At 39.9% G+C, this 17,917-nt stretch carries 21 protein-coding genes; 7 read left to right on the top strand and 14 right to left on the bottom strand.

Annotated elements, in window-relative coordinates:
- Positions 1-88 precede the first annotated feature (88 nt).
- Both ATZ99_RS03010 and ATZ99_RS03005 read left to right on the top strand, forming a co-directional pair.
- Positions 89-808 (top strand): FadR/GntR family transcriptional regulator, encoded by a 720-nt coding sequence (locus tag ATZ99_RS03010; RefSeq protein ID WP_068747765.1) that lies wholly within the window; start codon positions 89-91, stop codon positions 806-808.
- Between the two features lie 99 nt (positions 809-907).
- Positions 908-1,897 (top strand): ornithine cyclodeaminase family protein, encoded by a 990-nt coding sequence (locus tag ATZ99_RS03005; protein WP_068747764.1) that lies wholly within the window; start codon positions 908-910, stop codon positions 1,895-1,897.
- On the opposite strand, the gene ATZ99_RS03000 is transcribed toward ATZ99_RS03005, so the two are convergent.
- The 4 genes from ATZ99_RS03000 to ATZ99_RS02985 are packed head-to-tail and all read right to left on the bottom strand — an operon-like array spanning position 1,887 to position 4,804.
- Positions 1,887-2,312, bottom strand: a complete 426-nt coding sequence (locus ATZ99_RS03000; protein WP_068747763.1) for a Fur family transcriptional regulator — start codon at positions 2,310-2,312, stop codon at positions 1,887-1,889. The genes ATZ99_RS03005 and ATZ99_RS03000 overlap by 11 nt on opposite strands.
- On the bottom strand, positions 2,303-3,112 hold the full coding sequence (locus ATZ99_RS02995; protein ID WP_068747762.1) for a metal ABC transporter permease: 810 nt from the start codon (positions 3,110-3,112) through the stop codon (positions 2,303-2,305). The genes ATZ99_RS03000 and ATZ99_RS02995 overlap by 10 nt, the downstream gene beginning before the upstream one ends.
- A 5-nt stretch (positions 3,113-3,117) precedes the next feature.
- Positions 3,118-3,870, bottom strand: a complete 753-nt coding sequence (locus ATZ99_RS02990; protein WP_068747761.1) for a metal ABC transporter ATP-binding protein — start codon at positions 3,868-3,870, stop codon at positions 3,118-3,120.
- Between the two features lie 31 nt (positions 3,871-3,901).
- Positions 3,902-4,804 (bottom strand): metal ABC transporter substrate-binding protein, encoded by a 903-nt coding sequence (locus ATZ99_RS02985; RefSeq protein ID WP_068747760.1) that lies wholly within the window; start codon positions 4,802-4,804, stop codon positions 3,902-3,904.
- Positions 4,805-4,978: 174 nt separating this feature from the next.
- Here ATZ99_RS02985 and ATZ99_RS02980 point away from each other — a divergent pair, with 174 nt between their 5' ends.
- The 3 genes from ATZ99_RS02980 to hepT all read left to right on the top strand — a co-directional run bounded on the left by ATZ99_RS02980 (position 4,979) and on the right by hepT (position 6,185).
- Positions 4,979-5,245, top strand: a complete 267-nt coding sequence (locus ATZ99_RS02980; protein ID WP_068747759.1) for a DUF1294 domain-containing protein — start codon at positions 4,979-4,981, stop codon at positions 5,243-5,245.
- A 99-nt stretch (positions 5,246-5,344) separates the two neighbouring features.
- Positions 5,345-5,779 (top strand): type VII toxin-antitoxin system MntA family adenylyltransferase antitoxin, encoded by a 435-nt coding sequence (gene mntA / locus ATZ99_RS02975; RefSeq protein WP_068747758.1) that lies wholly within the window; start codon positions 5,345-5,347, stop codon positions 5,777-5,779.
- Complete coding sequence (gene hepT, locus ATZ99_RS02970; protein WP_068747757.1) at positions 5,763-6,185, top strand: type VII toxin-antitoxin system HepT family RNase toxin; 423 nt, start codon at positions 5,763-5,765, stop codon at positions 6,183-6,185. The genes mntA and hepT overlap by 17 nt, the downstream gene beginning before the upstream one ends.
- Here hepT and ATZ99_RS02965 read toward each other — a convergent pair.
- Both ATZ99_RS02965 and trxA read right to left on the bottom strand, forming a co-directional pair.
- Positions 6,174-7,739, bottom strand: a complete 1,566-nt coding sequence (locus ATZ99_RS02965) for an MBL fold metallo-hydrolase (protein ID WP_068747756.1) — start codon at positions 7,737-7,739, stop codon at positions 6,174-6,176. The two genes, hepT and ATZ99_RS02965, sit on opposite strands and share 12 nt — an antisense overlap.
- Positions 7,740-7,869: 130 nt before the next feature.
- Positions 7,870-8,184, bottom strand: coding sequence for a thioredoxin (gene trxA, locus ATZ99_RS02960; RefSeq protein ID WP_068747755.1), 315 nt, complete (start codon positions 8,182-8,184; stop codon positions 7,870-7,872).
- Positions 8,185-8,329: 145 nt separating this feature from the next.
- On the opposite strand from trxA, the gene ATZ99_RS02955 reads away from it, so the two are divergent.
- On the top strand, positions 8,330-9,100 hold the full coding sequence (locus ATZ99_RS02955) for a helix-turn-helix domain-containing protein (protein ID WP_068747754.1): 771 nt from the start codon (positions 8,330-8,332) through the stop codon (positions 9,098-9,100).
- 4 nt (positions 9,101-9,104) lie between these two features.
- On the opposite strand, the gene ATZ99_RS12180 is transcribed toward ATZ99_RS02955, so the two are convergent.
- From ATZ99_RS12180 to ATZ99_RS02935, 5 genes are all read right to left on the bottom strand, one after another.
- A complete protein-coding gene (locus ATZ99_RS12180; RefSeq protein ID WP_281178154.1) occupies positions 9,105-9,389 on the bottom strand; it encodes a CC/Se motif family (seleno)protein in 285 nt (94 codons plus the stop codon).
- A gap of 102 nt (positions 9,390-9,491) precedes the next feature.
- Positions 9,492-10,649, bottom strand: coding sequence for a mannitol-1-phosphate 5-dehydrogenase (locus tag ATZ99_RS02950; RefSeq protein ID WP_068747753.1), 1,158 nt, complete (start codon positions 10,647-10,649; stop codon positions 9,492-9,494).
- Between the two features lies 1 nt (position 10,650).
- Positions 10,651-11,127 carry a PTS mannitol transporter subunit IIA gene (locus tag ATZ99_RS02945; protein ID WP_083947319.1) on the bottom strand — a complete coding sequence of 159 codons (477 nt, stop codon included), beginning with the start codon at positions 11,125-11,127 and terminating at the stop codon, positions 10,651-10,653.
- A 16-nt stretch (positions 11,128-11,143) separates the two neighbouring features.
- Positions 11,144-13,222 carry a PRD domain-containing protein gene (locus tag ATZ99_RS02940; RefSeq protein WP_068747752.1) on the bottom strand — a complete coding sequence of 693 codons (2,079 nt, stop codon included), beginning with the start codon at positions 13,220-13,222 and terminating at the stop codon, positions 11,144-11,146.
- Positions 13,223-13,293: 71 nt separating this feature from the next.
- A complete protein-coding gene (locus tag ATZ99_RS02935; protein WP_068747751.1) occupies positions 13,294-14,658 on the bottom strand; it encodes a PTS mannitol transporter subunit IIBC in 1,365 nt (454 codons plus the stop codon).
- Positions 14,659-14,979: 321 nt separating this feature from the next.
- On the opposite strand from ATZ99_RS02935, the gene ATZ99_RS02930 reads away from it, so the two are divergent.
- Positions 14,980-16,203, top strand: coding sequence for a dicarboxylate/amino acid:cation symporter (locus ATZ99_RS02930; protein ID WP_068747750.1), 1,224 nt, complete (start codon positions 14,980-14,982; stop codon positions 16,201-16,203).
- A gap of 54 nt (positions 16,204-16,257) precedes the next feature.
- On the opposite strand, the gene ATZ99_RS02925 is transcribed toward ATZ99_RS02930, so the two are convergent.
- The 3 genes from ATZ99_RS02925 to ATZ99_RS02915 all read right to left on the bottom strand — a co-directional run bounded on the left by ATZ99_RS02925 (position 16,258) and on the right by ATZ99_RS02915 (position 17,849).
- Positions 16,258-16,569, bottom strand: a complete 312-nt coding sequence (locus ATZ99_RS02925) for a hypothetical protein (RefSeq protein ID WP_068747749.1) — start codon at positions 16,567-16,569, stop codon at positions 16,258-16,260.
- 72 nt (positions 16,570-16,641) lie between these two features.
- Positions 16,642-17,211 carry an aminoacyl-tRNA hydrolase gene (gene pth / locus ATZ99_RS02920; RefSeq protein WP_068747748.1) on the bottom strand — a complete coding sequence of 190 codons (570 nt, stop codon included), beginning with the start codon at positions 17,209-17,211 and terminating at the stop codon, positions 16,642-16,644.
- A 5-nt stretch (positions 17,212-17,216) separates the two neighbouring features.
- Positions 17,217-17,849, bottom strand: coding sequence for a 50S ribosomal protein L25/general stress protein Ctc (locus tag ATZ99_RS02915; protein ID WP_068747747.1), 633 nt, complete (start codon positions 17,847-17,849; stop codon positions 17,217-17,219).
- Positions 17,850-17,917: the final 68 nt, after the last annotated feature.

The raw sequence follows: 17,917 nt of genomic DNA, 5'->3' as shown, positions 1-17,917 counted from the left end.
TTTGATTTTAGTACTGCAGAACAGAATTTTTTGTATAAAATGATATTTTTAGTTTATAATGGTTGCAAGAAAAATGAGGTGTTTGAGTATGATTAAAAACATTAATAAGATTAAAAGACCCAGTAAAATTACTGAAACTATTGCAGATGAAATACGTTCTTTGATAAAAAAGGGGGTGTTAAAACCGGGCGAAAAAGTTCCAACCGAGATGGAATTATGCGAAGCATTTGGTGTTGGGCGATCTTCTGTGAGAGAAGCGCTTCAGTCTTTAGAGCATTTGGGACTTATAGAAACAAGACCGGGTATTGGAAGGTTTTTGAACAAAGATGCCATTATGATACTAAATTCGCTAACATGGGGTCAGATGATCGAACGCGCTTCTATGTTTGAACTTATGGAAGTCCGAAGAATACTTGAGGTAACAGCAGCACGACTGGCTGCTGAAAGGGCTACGGACGATGATATATCCGAACTGGAAGAACTAATTAAGGAAATGAAAAAGGTTGATAAAAATAATTTAAATCTTTTTTTCGATTATGATTTACAATTTCACCTTACTTTATCCGGTTCATGTAAAAATTCTTTACTAACAGAATTAATTAATTTGCTTATACAAAGGGTTTCAGGGCAAGCTATAGCTTTTATGAAGACGTTACCGTATACCTGCGAAATAACCATAAGACAGTTTGAAAAAATTATTAAGGCAATTAAAGAAGGTGATCCTGTATCTGCGAGTGAAGGTATGGAAGAACACCTTGATATAGTTAAATCTGCACTAAACATGGGAGACAATCCACAACCTAAATAATTAGGTCTCACTTTTTTTAAAAGTCCTGTAGATTATAAAAATTTCTAATAATACTAATCTCTTTATTAAATAATTATATTGTATAAGGAGCTGAGTTACGTGCTTATTATAAGTGCTGAAGAAATGAAAAAGGTGCTCTCTATGAAAGAAGCCATTGAAGCTGTGAAAAAAGCCTATATTACCTTAGCCCGGGGCAACAGCATTGTGCCCTTGAGGACCAACATTACCGTAAAAAAGCATAATGGACAAATACTTTTTATGCCTTCTTACGTAGAAGGTGTTGATTTTGCCGGAGTAAAGGTAGTTTCCGTATACCCGGAAAATGTTAAAAAAGGCCTGCCGGCAGTACCCGCAACCATGATTTTGGTTGACGGCTCAACAGGTATTGTCAATGCGATAATGGACGGTACATATCTTACCAGGCTTAGAACGGGTGCGGCTTCCGGTGCAGCCACGGAAATCCTGGCAAGAAAGGATGCCAAAAAAGCCCTTCTGTTCGGCACGGGCGGGCAGGCAGAAACCCAGCTTTGGGCACTGCTCTGTGTTAGAAAGCTTGAAGAGGTATACGTCTTTGATATTGATTTTAACAGAGCAAAACAGTTTGCCGAAAAAATGAACGAAACTTTCAAGGATTACAATGCAAAAATAACCGCAGTGGAAAATGCGGACGATGTACTTCCCGAAGTAGATATTATTACCACCGCCACCACGTCCAAAAAACCGGTGTTCAACGGAAATTTAATTAAAAAAGGCGTACACATAAACGGAATAGGAGCCTACACCCCCGAAATGCAGGAAATCCCCGAAGAAGCCGTATTAAAAGCGGATAAAATATATGTGGATTCGCTGGAAGCCTGCATGGCCGAGGCCGGGGACCTTATTATACCCATAAACAAAGGAGTTATAAATAAAGAAAAAATAACCGGCGAAATTGGAAAATTGCTGACCGGAGAACTTTCCGGCAGAACTTCCGAAAACGAAATTACCATGTTCAAGTCCGTAGGATTGGCCGTTCAGGATGTGGTAACCGCAGCTAAAATCTACGAAAAGGCTTTGGAGCTGGGACTTGGTAAAGATATTACCCTTTAGATTTACAGTCGGGGCATATACCGTATATTATAAAGTTGTGCTCCATAGCAGAAAATCCGAAATTTTCCAGTTCCTTTTCTATGAACTTCATGGGACAGTAATTTATTGCCACCGAAGTCCCGCAATTTTTGCATACAACGTGGTGGTGATGCTCCTCGGTAAGCTTTACGCTGAATATCATGCTTTTATTTTCGGATAAAACAAAGCATAATATGCCTTTTTTTGCCAGGAGGTTTAAATTCCTGTAAACCGTAGAAAAATTTATATCCGGATAGTCCTTTTTAACCTTTTCATATATTTTTTTTGCTGAGAGCATATTGCCGGACTTGAGGAGGGTATCTATTATTGCCCTTCGTTTTTCGGTAACCTTAAGTCCGGCGTTTTTTATTATTTCTTCCGATGAGATCAATCCCATCCGCTCCTGACCCCCTTAATTAAAAGAGCAATGGCAAGGATAAAAGAGGATATCAATACTATAGTGCCGCCCGGCGCGAGGTCAAAATAGTAAGAAATAATGATACCCAGAATAACCGAAAAAAGTGCTACCAGGTTTGAAATAATAAAAACCATTTTGAAGCTTTTTGAGACCTGCAGGCTTACGGCAGTGGGTATTACCATTAACGCGGAAACCAGCAGAGTCCCCACGATTCTAACCGATAGGGCTACCGACAAAGCGGTAACGAGGGATAGATATAAATTGATTAGATTTACCGGTATTCCGGAAATTTTCGCCGACTCCTCGTCAAAGGTCACCGCAAAAAGCTCTCTATTCAAAGCAATTATAGAAGTTATCACCGCCAATCCCAGAAAGCCCATTATTTTTATGTCTGTTTCGCTAACCGCGATAAGGCTTCCAAAAAGATAGGAAAAAAGATCTCTGTTAAAGGACTTCCCCAAACTTATCATGACCACCGCAAGCCCTATTCCGGCGGACATTACTACGGCCAGCGCCACTTCCGAATATTTTTTAAAAGCTTTCCGCAGAATTTCTATTAGAATTGCCGCAATTACAGTAAAGACCAGAGCGCCGTAAAAAGGATAAATGCCAAAAAGCATTCCGAAAGCCACTCCCGCCAAGGAAGCGTGGGAAAGGCTATCCCCTACCATTGACATTCGTCTTAAAACCACAAAGACCCCTACCGTAGAAATTAATATGGATGTCAATACGCCTGCCGCAAAGGCCCTGTTGATAAAAGAAATACTTAAAAAATCCATGCCTTTCACTCCTTATGAATATCACTAGCAGCAATTTTATACCCCATTAAACCTGCAATATGACCTTCCGTTACTTCCCCTACATTTTCGTGAATGAATACCCTTTTCCCCTTTACACAGCCTATTTTCGTAGCTTTTTCACAGGCAAAACCGATATCGTGGGTAACTATGATCACGGTAATCCCCAAATTTTTATTCAAGTCGGTAAGGAGATTATAAAAATCTTCCCGGGAAGGGGCATCCATGGCACTGGTAGGCTCATCGAGAAATAGGATTTCTGGATTTTTCACAAGGGCCCTGGCCAAAAATACCTTCTGTTTTTCTCCTCCGGATAGTTCTTTAAGCATTTTTTGAGAAAGCTTATCTATTCCCACTTTTTCAAGGGCCTGTTTTACCGATTTTTCCCTCCTGTCCTTATTTATAAATCCTTTTAAAAAACCGTTATAATAATTCGAATCGACTATTTCCCACACGGTAGCCGGAAAACCCGTATTTATTTCCCCGGTTAATTGAGGAATATACCCTATCTTGTCCCATTTTTTAAATTCCCTTATATTTTCACCGAAAATTAATACCCTGCCGTGTTTTGGAGTTAAAAGCCCCACCATTATTTTCATCAGCGTGGTTTTTGCAGCCCCATTAGGGCCTATCAGGGCTAAAAAATCTCCTTTCTCTACTTTGAGATTTACATTTTCCAGCACCGGATTCCCGTTATAGGAAAAGCTGACATCTATTAGCTCCAGAATGGGAGTAGACATATAAAATTCCCCCAGAATACAAGATTTATTTCTATTTCAAAGCTTCCTTCAAAACCTCTAAATTTTTTCTCATCAAGCTGAAATAATCCTCGGTCTTTTCTTCCTGCTCCGACAGGCCCTCTATGGGGTTTAAAGTCAGTATCTTTAAATTCGCTTCCTTCGCTAAAGCCTGAGCTTCCTTGGGAGTTTCAGAACTTTCAACAAGGATGTATTTTATTCCCCTTTCCCTGCAAAAATCCGCCAAATTTTTGATGTGTTTTAAAGACGGCTCTTCCTGAGGGGAAAGTCCTTTAATGGATACCTGATTTAATCCATATTCCTTTGCCAAATAGCCGAATGCCGCATGGGATACCACAAAGTCTCTTAGCCTTTTTGAGGTCAATTCTTTTTTATACTCTTCATCCAATTTTTTGAGTTCTTCAATTAAACGATTATAATTTTTTTCATATACATCTTTGTTCTTTCCATCGACCTTGGCCAACAAGTCGTAAACCTTTTTTGCCATTTGCATCGATTTTTTCGGTGAGAGCCATATATGAGGGTCATTTCCTTCTATCAAATCTTCTCCTGCTTTTAAAACCGGTATATTCCTCTTAACGAGCTCTCCCGCAATTCTTTCCGCCCACGGATCCATAGACCCGCCCAGATATATAAAGGCATTGCCCTCGTATATTTTTGAAATTTTGCTCAATGAAGGCTCAAATTCGTGAGGCTCAACCCCCGCAGGTGTAATATTTTCTACAACTATGTAATCCTGTCCTATCTTTTTTGCAAAATCGAATAAGGGATAAATGGAGGTATATACCACAATATTATTCTCATCTACTTTGGCCTTTTTATTTTGGCAACCCATCAAAGGAAAAACTAAGGATATAATTAAAATAATAAATAATAGTTTTCTTGATGCAGAGAGAATACTGCTATTTCTGTACATTTTTTAAGTTTCCGCCTCCTTTTTGCAAATGATTTGCATTTACATTCTATAAAAAATATAATGCTTTTAAAAAGCATTGTCAAATTTTGCAGTTACAATATAAAAAGTCATACAATAAAATATTTATGATATAATAAAAAGCAATAATAACTCCGATTTAGTGAGGTTTAAAAAATGAAATTTTTTATATATTATCTAATAATCATAAACATCGTTTCATTATTATTAATGTTTGTAGATAAAAGAAAGGCTAAAAAGAGAAAATCCAGAATCCCGGAAAAGACCTTTTTTACCTTAGCCCTTTTGGGCGGAAGCATAGGCGTATATTTAGGAATGTATTTTTTTAATCATAAAACCAGGCATTCAAGTTTTACCCTGGGAATTCCTGTAATTATAATCATACAGATACTACTTTTGGGGTATTTAATACAAAATTTATAATATCCACTATCCCTTTAACTTCCCTATTTTCATAATTTTATTCATAATTTATTTAATTGTGTTATAATAAAAACATAAACTAATTAGCGGTGGTTTGTTATGAAAAGAAATCTGAGTAAAATTAATTCGCAAATATTAAAATTAAATAATTACTTCAAAACCAATAAAAATATTGTGGCAGTTTTTCTCTTTGGCTCCTTCGGTACGGATTATGAACAACCTAACAGCGATATTGATCTTGCAATATTATATAAAAACAATCCTACTCTTTATAATGAACTCGAAATCGAATGCCAGTTAAGCCGCTTTTTTGAACGTGATAATATCGATGTGATAAATTTAAATACAGCACCCATTGATATTTGCCATGAAGTGTTGTATACAGGTAACCTTCTTTACTGTAGCGACGAAATACTTCTTTCAGATTTTAAAGAAAAAGTATTTAAAATCTACGGTGACTACGGGATAACCTTAAAAAAATTTTATGAAGACTTAAAGGAAGGGTTGAGAATCAAATATGGAGGCAATAGATAAAAAAAAGATATTGGATAAAATTCAATTAATTCAAAAAAATCTCTTAAAATTAAAGACCCTTGCTCAACTTCCACAAGAGGAATTCACGTCTGATTTTAGATACTTCGATTCCGCGAAATATAATTTGCAGACAGCTATCGAAGCGATGATAGATATAGGAAACCACATTATATCTCGAAAAGGACTTGGTATCCCAAAAACTTACGTTGATACTTTTGAAATACTTTATAAAAATGGAATAATAGAAAAAAAAGAAGCCGATACATACAAATTAATGGCTAAGTTTAGAAATCGTATAGTTCATTTTTATGATGAAGTAGATGATAAAGAGGTTTATAAAATAATAAAATATAATTTAAAGGATTTCGAGTCATTTATAAATCAAATGAATAAACTATTGATATAATTTTATAGTCTTACTTCTTTCCGGCCATAATACCTGACATTTCCCTTCAAACCGTCTAAAGAATTCTTTATCCTGGGTGTGAATAGGAATTAAAACCCGGGGCTTTATGGTCTCCACCATTTCTTCAATTCCCGGGCCGTGAATATGGCCGCTGGCGTGAAAACCCGATTTTTCCCTGTCCCTGCCGAGGCTTCCGTATAATGCAAAGCCGAAATATTCAATCCAATTTTTTATTCTGTTGTGGTCTATAAGCATTTCTTCATCATAGGCCTCGCTGGATGAGTATATATAGGTTCCTCCCTGTGGCTCTATATCCAAAAAGGCATGAAAATCGTAATAGGAAAAGCAAAGTATGTAATCCTTGGGATTTTGCTTGATACCCTCCGCATCTATTATCTTTGAAGAATCAAATCTATCATATAAAGCCTCTTCCCATTTATCCCGCCGGGTTTTTGGCCTATCATAAAGAAGAATTAAATCCTCCGCTAAAGGATTCGGAATCTCCGGTTCATCCGCACAATTTAAAGCCTCAAGAAGATATATATCTTTCGAAGTCAATACCAGCTTTCTTTTTGTTTCCTTAGCAATGGAAAGGAAGGATAAAAGCCTCTCCACATTTCTGGGGCCAAAGTCGGCTACCACTAATCCTTTCGCCTTCTTAACCGCATCAAAACAGTTTTGCGCCACCTGTTCTTCCGTCACAGGATTTACCGTGCCCGGGTGGGTCCCCTCGCATATAAGAACTGCGGGATTTAGCTTCGCCGCTTCACTGAAAAATTTCCGGGTAAGTCCCCCGTTTTTCCCGTGAAGCCTTAAATCTCCGGTGTAGACCACCCAGCCCTCCGAAGTTTCGATGGCATAAGCAGAAGCTCCCGGTACGGAGTGGTCTACCGGCCAGGAAATTATCTTTAAACCCTTTATCCCCTTGCTATTATTCACGCTTTCCAGCGAGCAGCAATGTAAACTCCTGGAACTATCCACCTTTTCCCAGAATTCACAGGCCTTATCTGGAATATCTTCTCGGTCGGTTATAAGGAACTTTCTTTGCCTGTAGGGAGTGACCTTATAATGTCCCGTTTGCAAAAGTCCATCTTTTAATTCCCTGGGGTTAATATAGCAGATCTCCTGAAGTCTGTTTCCTCCGCCCGTATCCTGAAGGGCTTTACATATAAGCGCGCTGGAAAGCCCCGTAATTACCGGGATATCCTCGCTTATATAGGAAAAATGTCCGCAATGGTCGTAGTGGGCGTGGGAAAGTATTACTCCCCTTAGGGTTAAATGTCTGAAATACCCATGGGACGAAAATTTTTCCCAGATTCCGGGGTATTCCATGTCCTTTCTGTAAATCCCTTTGAGCGGTGGAAGAATATCAAGGCAAAGAAGGTCGTACAGGCCGAAGGATGCTCTCGGTGCAAGGAATTCGTCGAAAAACTTACCCTCCGCCCCAAAATTAGTTCCAAAATCAAAAAATACGGCATCGTTGCCGTTTTCCAAAAGTATTTTATTACCCCCAATACATCCCGCACCATCGTAAAAAGTAAGGGAAACCGGCATAGTATCACCTTCTTTTAATTATCTGAAATAACTTATAATAAATTATATCATACTTGATTTATTAAACTGCTTTTTTCAAAAATTTACCCTGAAAAACTCCACAAAAAAAAGACCGCTTTTTGCGGTCTTTTTATATCCCCAATTCCGCGATTATATCGTTTTTAGGCCTGAAGCCGATGAGCTTTTTAACGGGTGCCCCATCCTTGAAAAGTATAAGGGTGGGAATGCTCATAATACCGTATTTTGTCGGGGTATTAGGATTTTCATCCACGTTCATCTTGCAGACTTTTAATTTACCTTCGTATTCACCAGCTATCTCGTCAATTACCGGACCCATCATACGGCAGGGTCCGCACCATGCAGCCCAGAAATCTACAAGCACGGGTAAATCAGAGTTTAAAACCTCAGCCTGGAAATTGGCATCGGTAACATTTACGGGTTTCATCATAGTTCCTCCTTTAAATTTATATTTTCTTAACTTTATTATGCCCCTTAAATTTTAAAAAGTAAACAATTCTTTCCCTTTGACCATTCACTATATTTATACTATAATTTTGTTAAAGTATTTTCAAAATTGAAGGAGAATGGGCATGGAAGGCTCTTTAATACGTCAGCTTAGAAAAAACAGAAAATTATCCTTAAAAGAACTTGCTGAAAAAACAGGGCTTTCGGTTTCCTATTTGAGCGAAATAGAAACGGGTAAAAAGAAACCGTCTTTAGAAGTTGTTCAAAAACTTGCCGATGCTTTAAACGTATCCGTCGAAGCCTTTTTTAACACGGGTGAAGATAGTACCCCCGAAAAGCCCTTATCCATAGGAGAAAAAATTCATCTTCTCAGGCAAAGGAAAAATTTATCCCTGGAAAAACTCGCTGAATTAGCCGGTATTTCCGCCTCCTATTTATGTCAGATAGAGAAAGGAAATGTCCTACCTTCCCTTTCCACCCTTACCGGCCTTACGAAATTCCTCGATATAAAACCTGAAGAGTTACTGAATAACAGTGCCAATATGGGTGCAAAACTTAAAAAATTGAGGACCGAAAGGGGGCTTACCCAGGTAGAACTGGCTAAAAAAGCCGGGGTTTCTCCCGCCCTGATAGGACAGTTAGAAAACGGAAAGGTAGAACCTTCCATTAAAACCTTAGAGAAATTAGCTCAGGCCTTATCCGTAACCCCGTGTTTTTTCGTAACCGACGACGATGGTGCTGAAAATATCTTTAAAATAATGAACCCGGCATTAAAAGAGCTTTTTTTAGATCCAAAGGTAAAATCGGTTCTGGAAATGGTGGCCGACTGTACCCCTGAAGAATTGAGCTTTATTCTGCGCTTTATCGAACTTTATAAATCCCACAGGAAAATCTGATTCTTTAATAAGCGGGGGCAACGGCAAGGCCTTTAAACAGGCTGAAGCCCGAAAGATAAATCTTTAAACCCCTGCTTACGTCTATAAAGGGACTTACATAAACTTTTACTCCATCCGCTTCGTATACATCGTAATTAGAGGCATCGGCAGGCGAACCCGCATACACGGCAGGTATATATCTGCAGCCCGCTCATCCTCCGCCGATTTTTTCCAGCTTTACGGTGACCTCGGAAAGTCCCTTTTCTTCCAAGTATTTTTTAGCCCTTTCATCTATTATAATATTTACCATTATTTTCACCTCCTGATTTAATTTAATTATACTATTATAAATTTTCGCCGTCAATATAAAAGTGCAAAAATAAAATAGGGGCTATTAATAAAGTCCCCTATTTTATGATTTTCTTTCGCCCAAAAGATTATTATAATTTTCCATTATAAGACGGATTAGATCTGCATCCTCCCTCGATAAACCTAAAACATAATTTAAAACGTATTCCATCCCCTGATTTTTTAGCATTTCCTTAAGTCTCAAAGCTTCTTTGTCTTCCGGGTAGTCAAAGAGGAGGGCTGCAGCTATTCCTTTTGCAAGGTTTACCGGTTTTGCTCCTAAATCGGCGACTTCCTTGGCCGGTCTTACCAATCTTTCATTAATAGAAAGTTTTCTCAAGGGCTCCCTTCCTACCCTTTCCACTCTATCTTTTAACGCTTTGTTCTTAAATCTGTCTAAGGTCTTTTTAATATATTCTTCCAGGCCTTCGAAAGCGAATTTTTTTGAAAGATAAAAAGCCGCCTCTCTCATGGCACCGGTTACGGTATTTAAAATATCGGGATCCTGCAGGGATTCCTCTATGGTTCTGTAACCTTTTAGATATCCTAAATAAGCGCAGACCGCGTGGCCGGCATTTAATATAAAAATTTTTCTTTCGATATAGGGTTCAAGGTCCTCCACCCAGGTGATGCCCTTTATTTCAAGAATTTTACCTTTGAAACCCGGCTTTTCCACAGTCCATTCGAAATAAGGCTCCACTAACACCTTAGAATAATCCCTTTCCTGGGGAGGAACTATCCTGTCTACCGCAGCGTCGGGAAACCCTGCAATTTTTGATATTATTTCTCGTTCCTGTTTATCCGAATCCCTCAACATATATTCTTTTAAATGGGTAGATGCCCTGATGAGGTTTTCGCACGCAATTACATTTACAGGCTCAAGGTTTTCTTTTTCTCTTTTAAGAAGCCCTTTTTTGATCACTCCTGCAATTACTTCCAGTACCTTTGGCCCTACGGATGTGGTAATAATATCGGCTTCAGAAATTTTTTTTATGATTTCCCCTTCCTCTTCAAAAACTACCGCTTTTACCCCCTCCACGGGGATAACCGTTTCTTTTTCTCCGTACTTTTCCACCACACTGTACCTGCCGTGTTTATTCAAATAATCCACGAGTTCCCTATCCACATCAACAAAGGTAACCTCGAAACCCGACCGGGAAAGCAAAAAACCGATAAATCCCCTTCCGATGTTCCCGGCTCCAAAATGAACCGCCTTTTTCATGTCAGATCCTCCCGTTTAGAAAATCGAAAATTTCTTTCCTGGATGGATTTTGAATTAATTTCTTTACCTTTTCTTCGTTTTCAAAAAGGGTGGCTATGTTGGCCAGGATGTTTAAATGTTCATCTCCAAGGGCAGCTATGCCAATGACAAGATAAACTATATTATTATCTCCAAAGTCTACTCCATCGGACACGTGAATAACCGATAATCCGGTTTTTTTAATGTATTTTTTTGACTCTCCCACACCGTGAGGTATGGCTATGAAATTGCCTATATAGGTGGAGAGCATCCTTTCCCTTTCAAACATTGCATCAATATATTCAGGTTCCACATATCCTTCCTTTACCAGGATTTCTCCCGCCATTTTTATTGCTTCAAATTTATCCCTTACCTTTGCATCCACCACTATCATACTTTCTTTTATTATTTCTCCGTTTTTATTTTGAGTATTGTTTTTCTTTAAAAAACCGAATACCATTTGCACCTAAAACCTCCTATTTAAGCTTCTTTAACAGTATTTTTATAAACAGCGATTCGTTCTGCCCTTTTAATGCTGTTAAAAATTCCTTATCCTCCAGTATTAAAACGCTTATCCTTGCAAAAACTTCCGCGGTTTTTTTATAACCCTCCGTCGGTAAAAGCATCAGGACAAAGTCCCGGTAACCTTCCTTTTGTCCATCCATGTTTTTTAAAAACATTTTTTCCTTTGTTCCAAAAACTCCAAACAACGGCTCCCTTACCGAACGGGATTTGGCGTGCAGCAGGTATACCCCCGTTCCAGGAACTCCGCAGCCGCTCAGCTCCATTCTCCTTTTTAAATCTTCCTTCAATAGGTTCCCGTCTACTACGACGTCATTAAAATATTTAATCACCTCATCCATTAATCCTTCTATATTTTTCTTTGCTATTTCCTTGATAAAAACCATTTTTTCTATCAGATTGAATATCGCATCTTTTAATTCTTCCTTGGGATAGTCCGAATTTTCTTCGGCATTTTCGGTTTCTGCTGAATGGTTTTCTATTTCATTTAAGAGGGTATTTATTTTCTCCACTTCGTTTTTTGTGAGAAGGGGGGAAACGCTTATCGTTTTTACCCGGGGTAATTCAATCGGTATTGTAGATATTACAAGATCCACTCCCGGGTATTTCGCCAATGCCCCGTCTAATTCGAGAAGGGAGACCGCATCCAGGACCTTTAAATGCGGAAGTTCTTTTTCCACTCTGCTGTAAAGCATTTTAGAGCTTCCTATGCCGGTGGGGCAGACGAGTATAACGCTGTATTTTTTGTCCCTTTTCATCCTCTCCACAGCAGCTCCCACATGCATTGCAATAAATCCTATTTCCGATTCAGGAAATTTAATTAAAAGCCTGTTCTCCAGAGGTTCAACAGCTCTTTTACAGATTTCCATCAAATCGCTGTACTTTTCTTTTAGCTGAAAAAGTAAGGGGTTTCTTATATCCATCTTTAGCCTCAACCTTGCAATTGCGGGTTTCAGGTGCAGGGCAAGGTCTTTAACAGCCTTATTGTCTTTATTAATTTCCTTTTGAAGGACCTTACCGGCATTTATAAAAATTTCCTCCGCCATTTTCAACGCTTCGTCATCATTGATAAAGTAGAAAATTTCGTCAAATCCTTCTCTTTCTCTGATTTTTGCCCCCAGAAGGTGCATGGTTATATATCCGAGTTCTTCCTCGGGAATTTGGAAAATCCCCTTTTCCTCCATCCTTTTCCCAAGAGATCTTGCTATCTGGAATTCCCGGGTCATTTCCAGGGTTGCCAGGACGTTCTTTTCCATCGTAATTTTTTCGCCCTTTTTCAGCCGTGCCACGGATAGGACGATATGCACCAAAAGCCCCGCAAAAGCACTGTCCGCCAGTTTTATGTCGAATTCCTCAGTAATTTCCCTTAGAACTTCTTCAATATCATTTATCAAATCTTTTTCAATAAACTTTAAAAGCCTCAACTTCACTTCGTCTATTATGTCCCCGGAATCTTCTTCTGGTGCATTTCTTTCCCCGAACCTGGATTTTAAAAGCTCGATTAACTCGGACTCGTTAAACTGTTCGTAAATCAGATCTGCCAGGAGTGCCCTTTTATTTTTCTCCTCCCCCTCTAAGAAAACTCCCAGCCCAGGTTTTCTAATTATTTTAAGCTCGTATTTCCCCAGTATCCCTTCTAATTGGTCTAAGTCGTAACTTATAGTCGCTTCCGTTACCCTGAGTTCTCTTGCAAAGGTGTATAATTTTTCTATCCCCTTTTTTTCAATAAGGTTTAAAAGCACAAGTATCTGCCTTTCTTTTGCGGGAAGCCTGTCTTCAGAAAGCGTTTTTTTAGAAAGCTCTTTTGACAGGTTTTCGATAGCACTATCGGGTCCTCTTAACTTGATACCCTTGCCGGCCTTTCTTTCAAGAAAAAGCCCTCTTTTTTTAAGCTTTTCTTCCAGCGACGGCAAATCCCTCAAAATTGTCCTCCGGGATACCGAAAGTTCTTTGGCCAAATCCTGTGCGGTTTTGGGGCCTTTCAGTAGAAATTCTAAAATCCTTTTTTCCCTCGTTTCCAATTCATCGGCCATATTCATCACCATACCAAAAAATTTAAAGTAACGGCATTTGCCGTTACTTTATTTTATTTTAAATTATTATATCACTTGGAAAGCCTTTTTACTATTTCATCGTAAACGGGATTATTTACAAAGGTTTCTATGGATATGTGTTCCGCATTGGGAGCCTTTTCCCTTGCTCTTTCTGTAAGCTCTTTGTGGGATATAACTATATCGGCATCCTGCGGAATTTCATTGATAGCTGAATGAACTACCTCTACCTTTAAACCGGCTTCCTGAATCTTTTTTCTCAAAACGGTAGCCCCCATGGCAGAAGAACCCATGCCGCCATCGCAGGCAAAAACTATTTTCCTTACGCTGGTAGTTTTCTTCACCGCATGAAAGGCTTGTTTCCCTTTCAGCTGATCTACCATATCCTGGGCCGCAATCAAATCTCCTTCCTCCTGGCCAAATCTCTTTAACAGGGCTGAGGAAACCAGGAAGGATACGAGAGCAGAAAGCGCAATACCCGAAATAACCGGGATATATCCCCCTTTAGGTGTCATGGCAAGCTCGGCAAATATGCTTCCGGGAGACGGGGTGGCCACAAGCCCTGCGCCCATTACCACGAAGGTAAATACGCCGGTTGCTCCTCCGAGGATTACCGCCAGCAGCAGGATTGGGTTCATCAGGACGTAGGGGAAGTAAATCTCGTGAATACCGCCAAAAAAGTGTATAATAATAGCCCCTGGAGCGGACTCCTTTGCTATGCCCTTACCCACCAGCCAGTAAGCCAAGAGCACTCCAAGACCGGGACCGGGATTTGTTTCCAGGAGGAAGAAAATAGATTTGCCCGTTTGTGCTGCCTGCTGTACTCCGAGGGGTGCAAGAATCCCGTGGTTTATAGCGTTATTTAAAAAGAGGATTTTACCGGGTTCTATAAACAAGGATGCAAGGGGCAGGAGTTTTGCATTTACTATCGCCTGAACTCCTGAGGCAAGGAAGTTATTTAAGGCCTGAACCACCGGGCCGATTCCAAGATATGCGAGCAGGGTAATAATCATACCTATGATACCGGCAGAAAAGTTGTTTACAAGCATTTCAAAACCCGCTGGAATTTTGTCCTGAAAAGCTTCATCAAACTTTTTAATTGCATATCCCCCGAGCGGTCCCATAATCATGGCGCCCAGAAACATCGGAACATCAGCACCCACAACTACGCCCATTGTTGCCACAGCACCCACTACTCCGCCGCGAACGCCGTGAACCATCTTCCCTCCGGTATAGCCAATTAGAACGGGGAGCAGGTATACTATCATGGGGCCCACGAGTTTTGCCAGCTTTTCATTGGGCAGCCAGCCGGTAGGAATGAAAAAGGCCGTTATGAGACCCCAGGCTATAAAAGCCCCGATGTTAGGCATCACCATCCCGCTTAAAAACCGCCCAAAGCTTTGAATTTTTGTCCTCATAGCCTACCTCCTTTAAATTTTGTCACCCGCATTTGGTGACATTTTTTAATTAGCATTTGAAATTCTCCGATTTTATGATATACCTTTGTGCATTGATTTTCAAGGAAAACATATTCACCAGATAACATATGTTCTGGTGACATTGTTTAATAATTTTAATTAATAGTTTTGTCTTAATAGGGTAAAATATTGTAATATTTCATATTTGTCTTTACTTTTGTGTAGTATTTTGTGGTATTTTATTTATTTTCTGTGGGGTAAATTGTATAATATTTTATTGAGAAAATATATTTTAAAAAAATTATAAAGGAGGGTGTTTGCATGAAGAAGCTCAATTTAACCACCAAAATTTTTATAGGACTTATAGTTGGTATAATAGTGGGTCTCTTCTTCCAATCTGCGCCCGATGCAGCTAAGACCTATATCAAACCCTTCGGCGACCTATTTCTTAACCTCATTAAGATGATCATCATCCCGCTGGTTCTTTCATCCTTAGTTGTAGGAGCAGCAAGCACGGGTGATGTAAGAAGGCTTGGAAGGATTGGAGTAAAAACCATAGCCTACTACCTTTTGACTACAGCTTTTGCCGTAACCCTTGGCCTAATCCTTGGAAACATTATCGATCCGGGCTTCGGTCTTACTCTTCCGGCTAACGCAAAGGTTGAGGTAAACAAAGCTCCGTCGGTGGTGGAAACCCTTTTAAACATCATTCCGACAAACCCGGTAAAAGCTATGGTAGATGCTAACATGCTTCAAATCATCGCTTTTGCCCTGTTCCTGGGAATAGGAATAACCATTGCCCGGGAAAAAGGAAAACCGGTGCTCGACTTTTTTGAGAGCCTGGCAGAAGTGAGTTATAAAATAGTCGGAATCATAATGGAATACGCTCCCATCGGTGTATTCGCCCTTATCGTCCCCGTTGTAGCCGCCAATGGTCCCAAAGTGCTCCTACCCCTTTTAAAGGTTATAATAGCTGTTTATCTTGGAGTTGCTCTCCACGCAGGCATAGTCTACTCCACCCTTGTGAGGATATTCGGCAAAATTAGTCCGGCAAAATTTTTCAAAGGGGCTGCCCCTGCCATGCTGGTAGCCTTTACCACCTGCAGCAGCTCCGCTACCCTTCCCGTAAGCATGGATGTCACCGAGAAAAACCTTGGGGTTTCAAAATCCGTATCCAGCTTCGTCCTGCCCTTAGGAGCCACCATTAACATGGACGGAACGGCATTGTACCAGGGAGTCTGCGCGCTTTTCGTCGCCCAGATTTTCGGAATTAACCTAACCCTATCCCAGCAGCTTACCATTATTCTAACCGCCACCCTTGCATCCATAGGAACTGCCGGTGTTCCCGGTGCCGGCCTTATAATGCTATCCATGGTGCTGCAGTCGGTAGGTCTCCCCTTAGAAGGTATTGCATTGATTGCCGGTATTGACAGGATATTAGATATGCCCAGGACCTGCATCAACGTAACCGGTGATATTGCCGGCTCCGTGGTGGTTGCGGCTACCGAAGGAGAACTTAACCCGGACGTAGCTAAAGCACTATAATAAAATTTAACAAAAAAGCTGGCCAGATTTTTCCGGCCAGCTTTAAAATTTTTTTTAATAAATGCGGGATTCTTTTATTTCGTTTTGAAGTGCCTTAACTGTCGCTTTTAATTCCTCAATTTCCTTTTTCAAATCCACCTCTTCTTTTTCAGGAGCCTCATCACCACAAATTTTATCCATGATATCTTCTTTTTTTTCATCAAAGTTTTTTTTTAGCATGTTCTTGCCTTTCTCTGCCAGCATTTTTGCCTCATCCATTCTCTTAGAAACCATGGGTTCTACCTTTTTTTTCATTTTATCCGGCATAATCATGTAGGCAAGAGCAGCAAGACCCATCCCGTAAAACAATTTTTTTATAACAGACACGGGCATCCCTCCTCTAAAATTCAGGATGCCCTGTTTAATTAATAAAATTCCCGGTAATTTATGTAAATTTTTTTATAATTTAATGCCATTGTAATCATTCATCGCATTTTCTATGCCTTTTTCTACTACGCATAAAGCGGCTTTGGCCGCAAGCTGTATAATTTCTCTCGCTTTTTCCCTTTCGTCTTCCTGAAAAGTGCCCAGAACATGACTTATTGTATCCTGACCGGGTTTTGGTTTTCCTATCCCCACCCGCACCCTCGTAAATTCTTCAGAATTTATATGGTAGATTATGGATTCTATCCCCTTGTGCCCTCCGCTGCTGCCCCCTTTTTTTATCCTTATTCTGCCAAGGGGCAGGTCCATGTCATCGTATACAACTATTAAGCTGGAAAGAGGCAGTTTGTAAAAACTTACTGCCTCTTTAATGCTTTCCCCCGACAGATTCATGTATGTCATGGGTTTTAAAAGAATTAATTTTTCTTCTTTGTAATAAATGTCGCTGTAAAGGGCTTTGAATTTAATTTTGTTTATTACCGTTCCCAGTTCCTCGGCTATAAGGTCCAGCACCATAAAACCAATGTTGTGCCTCGTTTTTTCGTATTGTTTACCCGGATTACCCAGGCCTGCAATTAAATGCATTTACACTACTCCTCTTGTTTCTTTTCTTTACCTTTTGCTATCACTTCAGGTTCGCCTTCAGCGGCTCCAGCTCCTTCCTCTTCCTCAACCGCGGGTGCGAGAACCGCTACCACAATTTCTTCGGGGTCGTCGAGCACGGTTATTTTGTCGGGAAGGCTTATTTCCTTTACGGTAAGAACATCTCCTATCTTCAAATGGGAAATATCCACTTCGATATGTTCGGGAATATCCTGCGGTAGAGCCTCTATTGTAAGTTCATCCAGCTGGTGCTGTAAAACTCCGCCCATTTTTACGCCTTCCGGCTCGCCTTTTAATAATATGGGCACGTCCACCTCTACCTTATCGGTCATGGAAACTTTATAAAAATCTATGTGGTTTATAACGTTGTTTAGTAGATCCCTTTGAATTTCTTTAATAATTACTGTGTGTTTTTCGTTGCCAAAGATAAGGTCTATGAGGACGCTTTCCCCATGCCCCTTAATGGCTTTTAAAAACTCCATTTCGTCCACCGCTAAGTATTTGTTTTCTATGTTTTTACCGTACAAAACCGCAGGAATTTTTCTTTCCCTTCTTAAAGCCCTGAGTGTGCCCTTACTATTTAGTTTCCTCTCCGCAACCTTCAGAGTAACCTGTGCCATATAAATCCCCCTTTCAAAATTGTGGAATATTATGGCTTCTATGCATATACAATAGTATATCCCCTTTT

Source organism: Thermovenabulum gondwanense (genome assembly GCF_001601575.1).
In the GTDB taxonomy this organism is placed as follows: Bacteria; Bacillota; Thermosediminibacteria; order Thermosediminibacterales; family Thermosediminibacteraceae; genus Thermovenabulum; species Thermovenabulum gondwanense.
The sequence above is the reverse complement of the archived record's forward strand: the minus strand, read 5'-3'. Positions and strand labels throughout refer to the sequence as shown.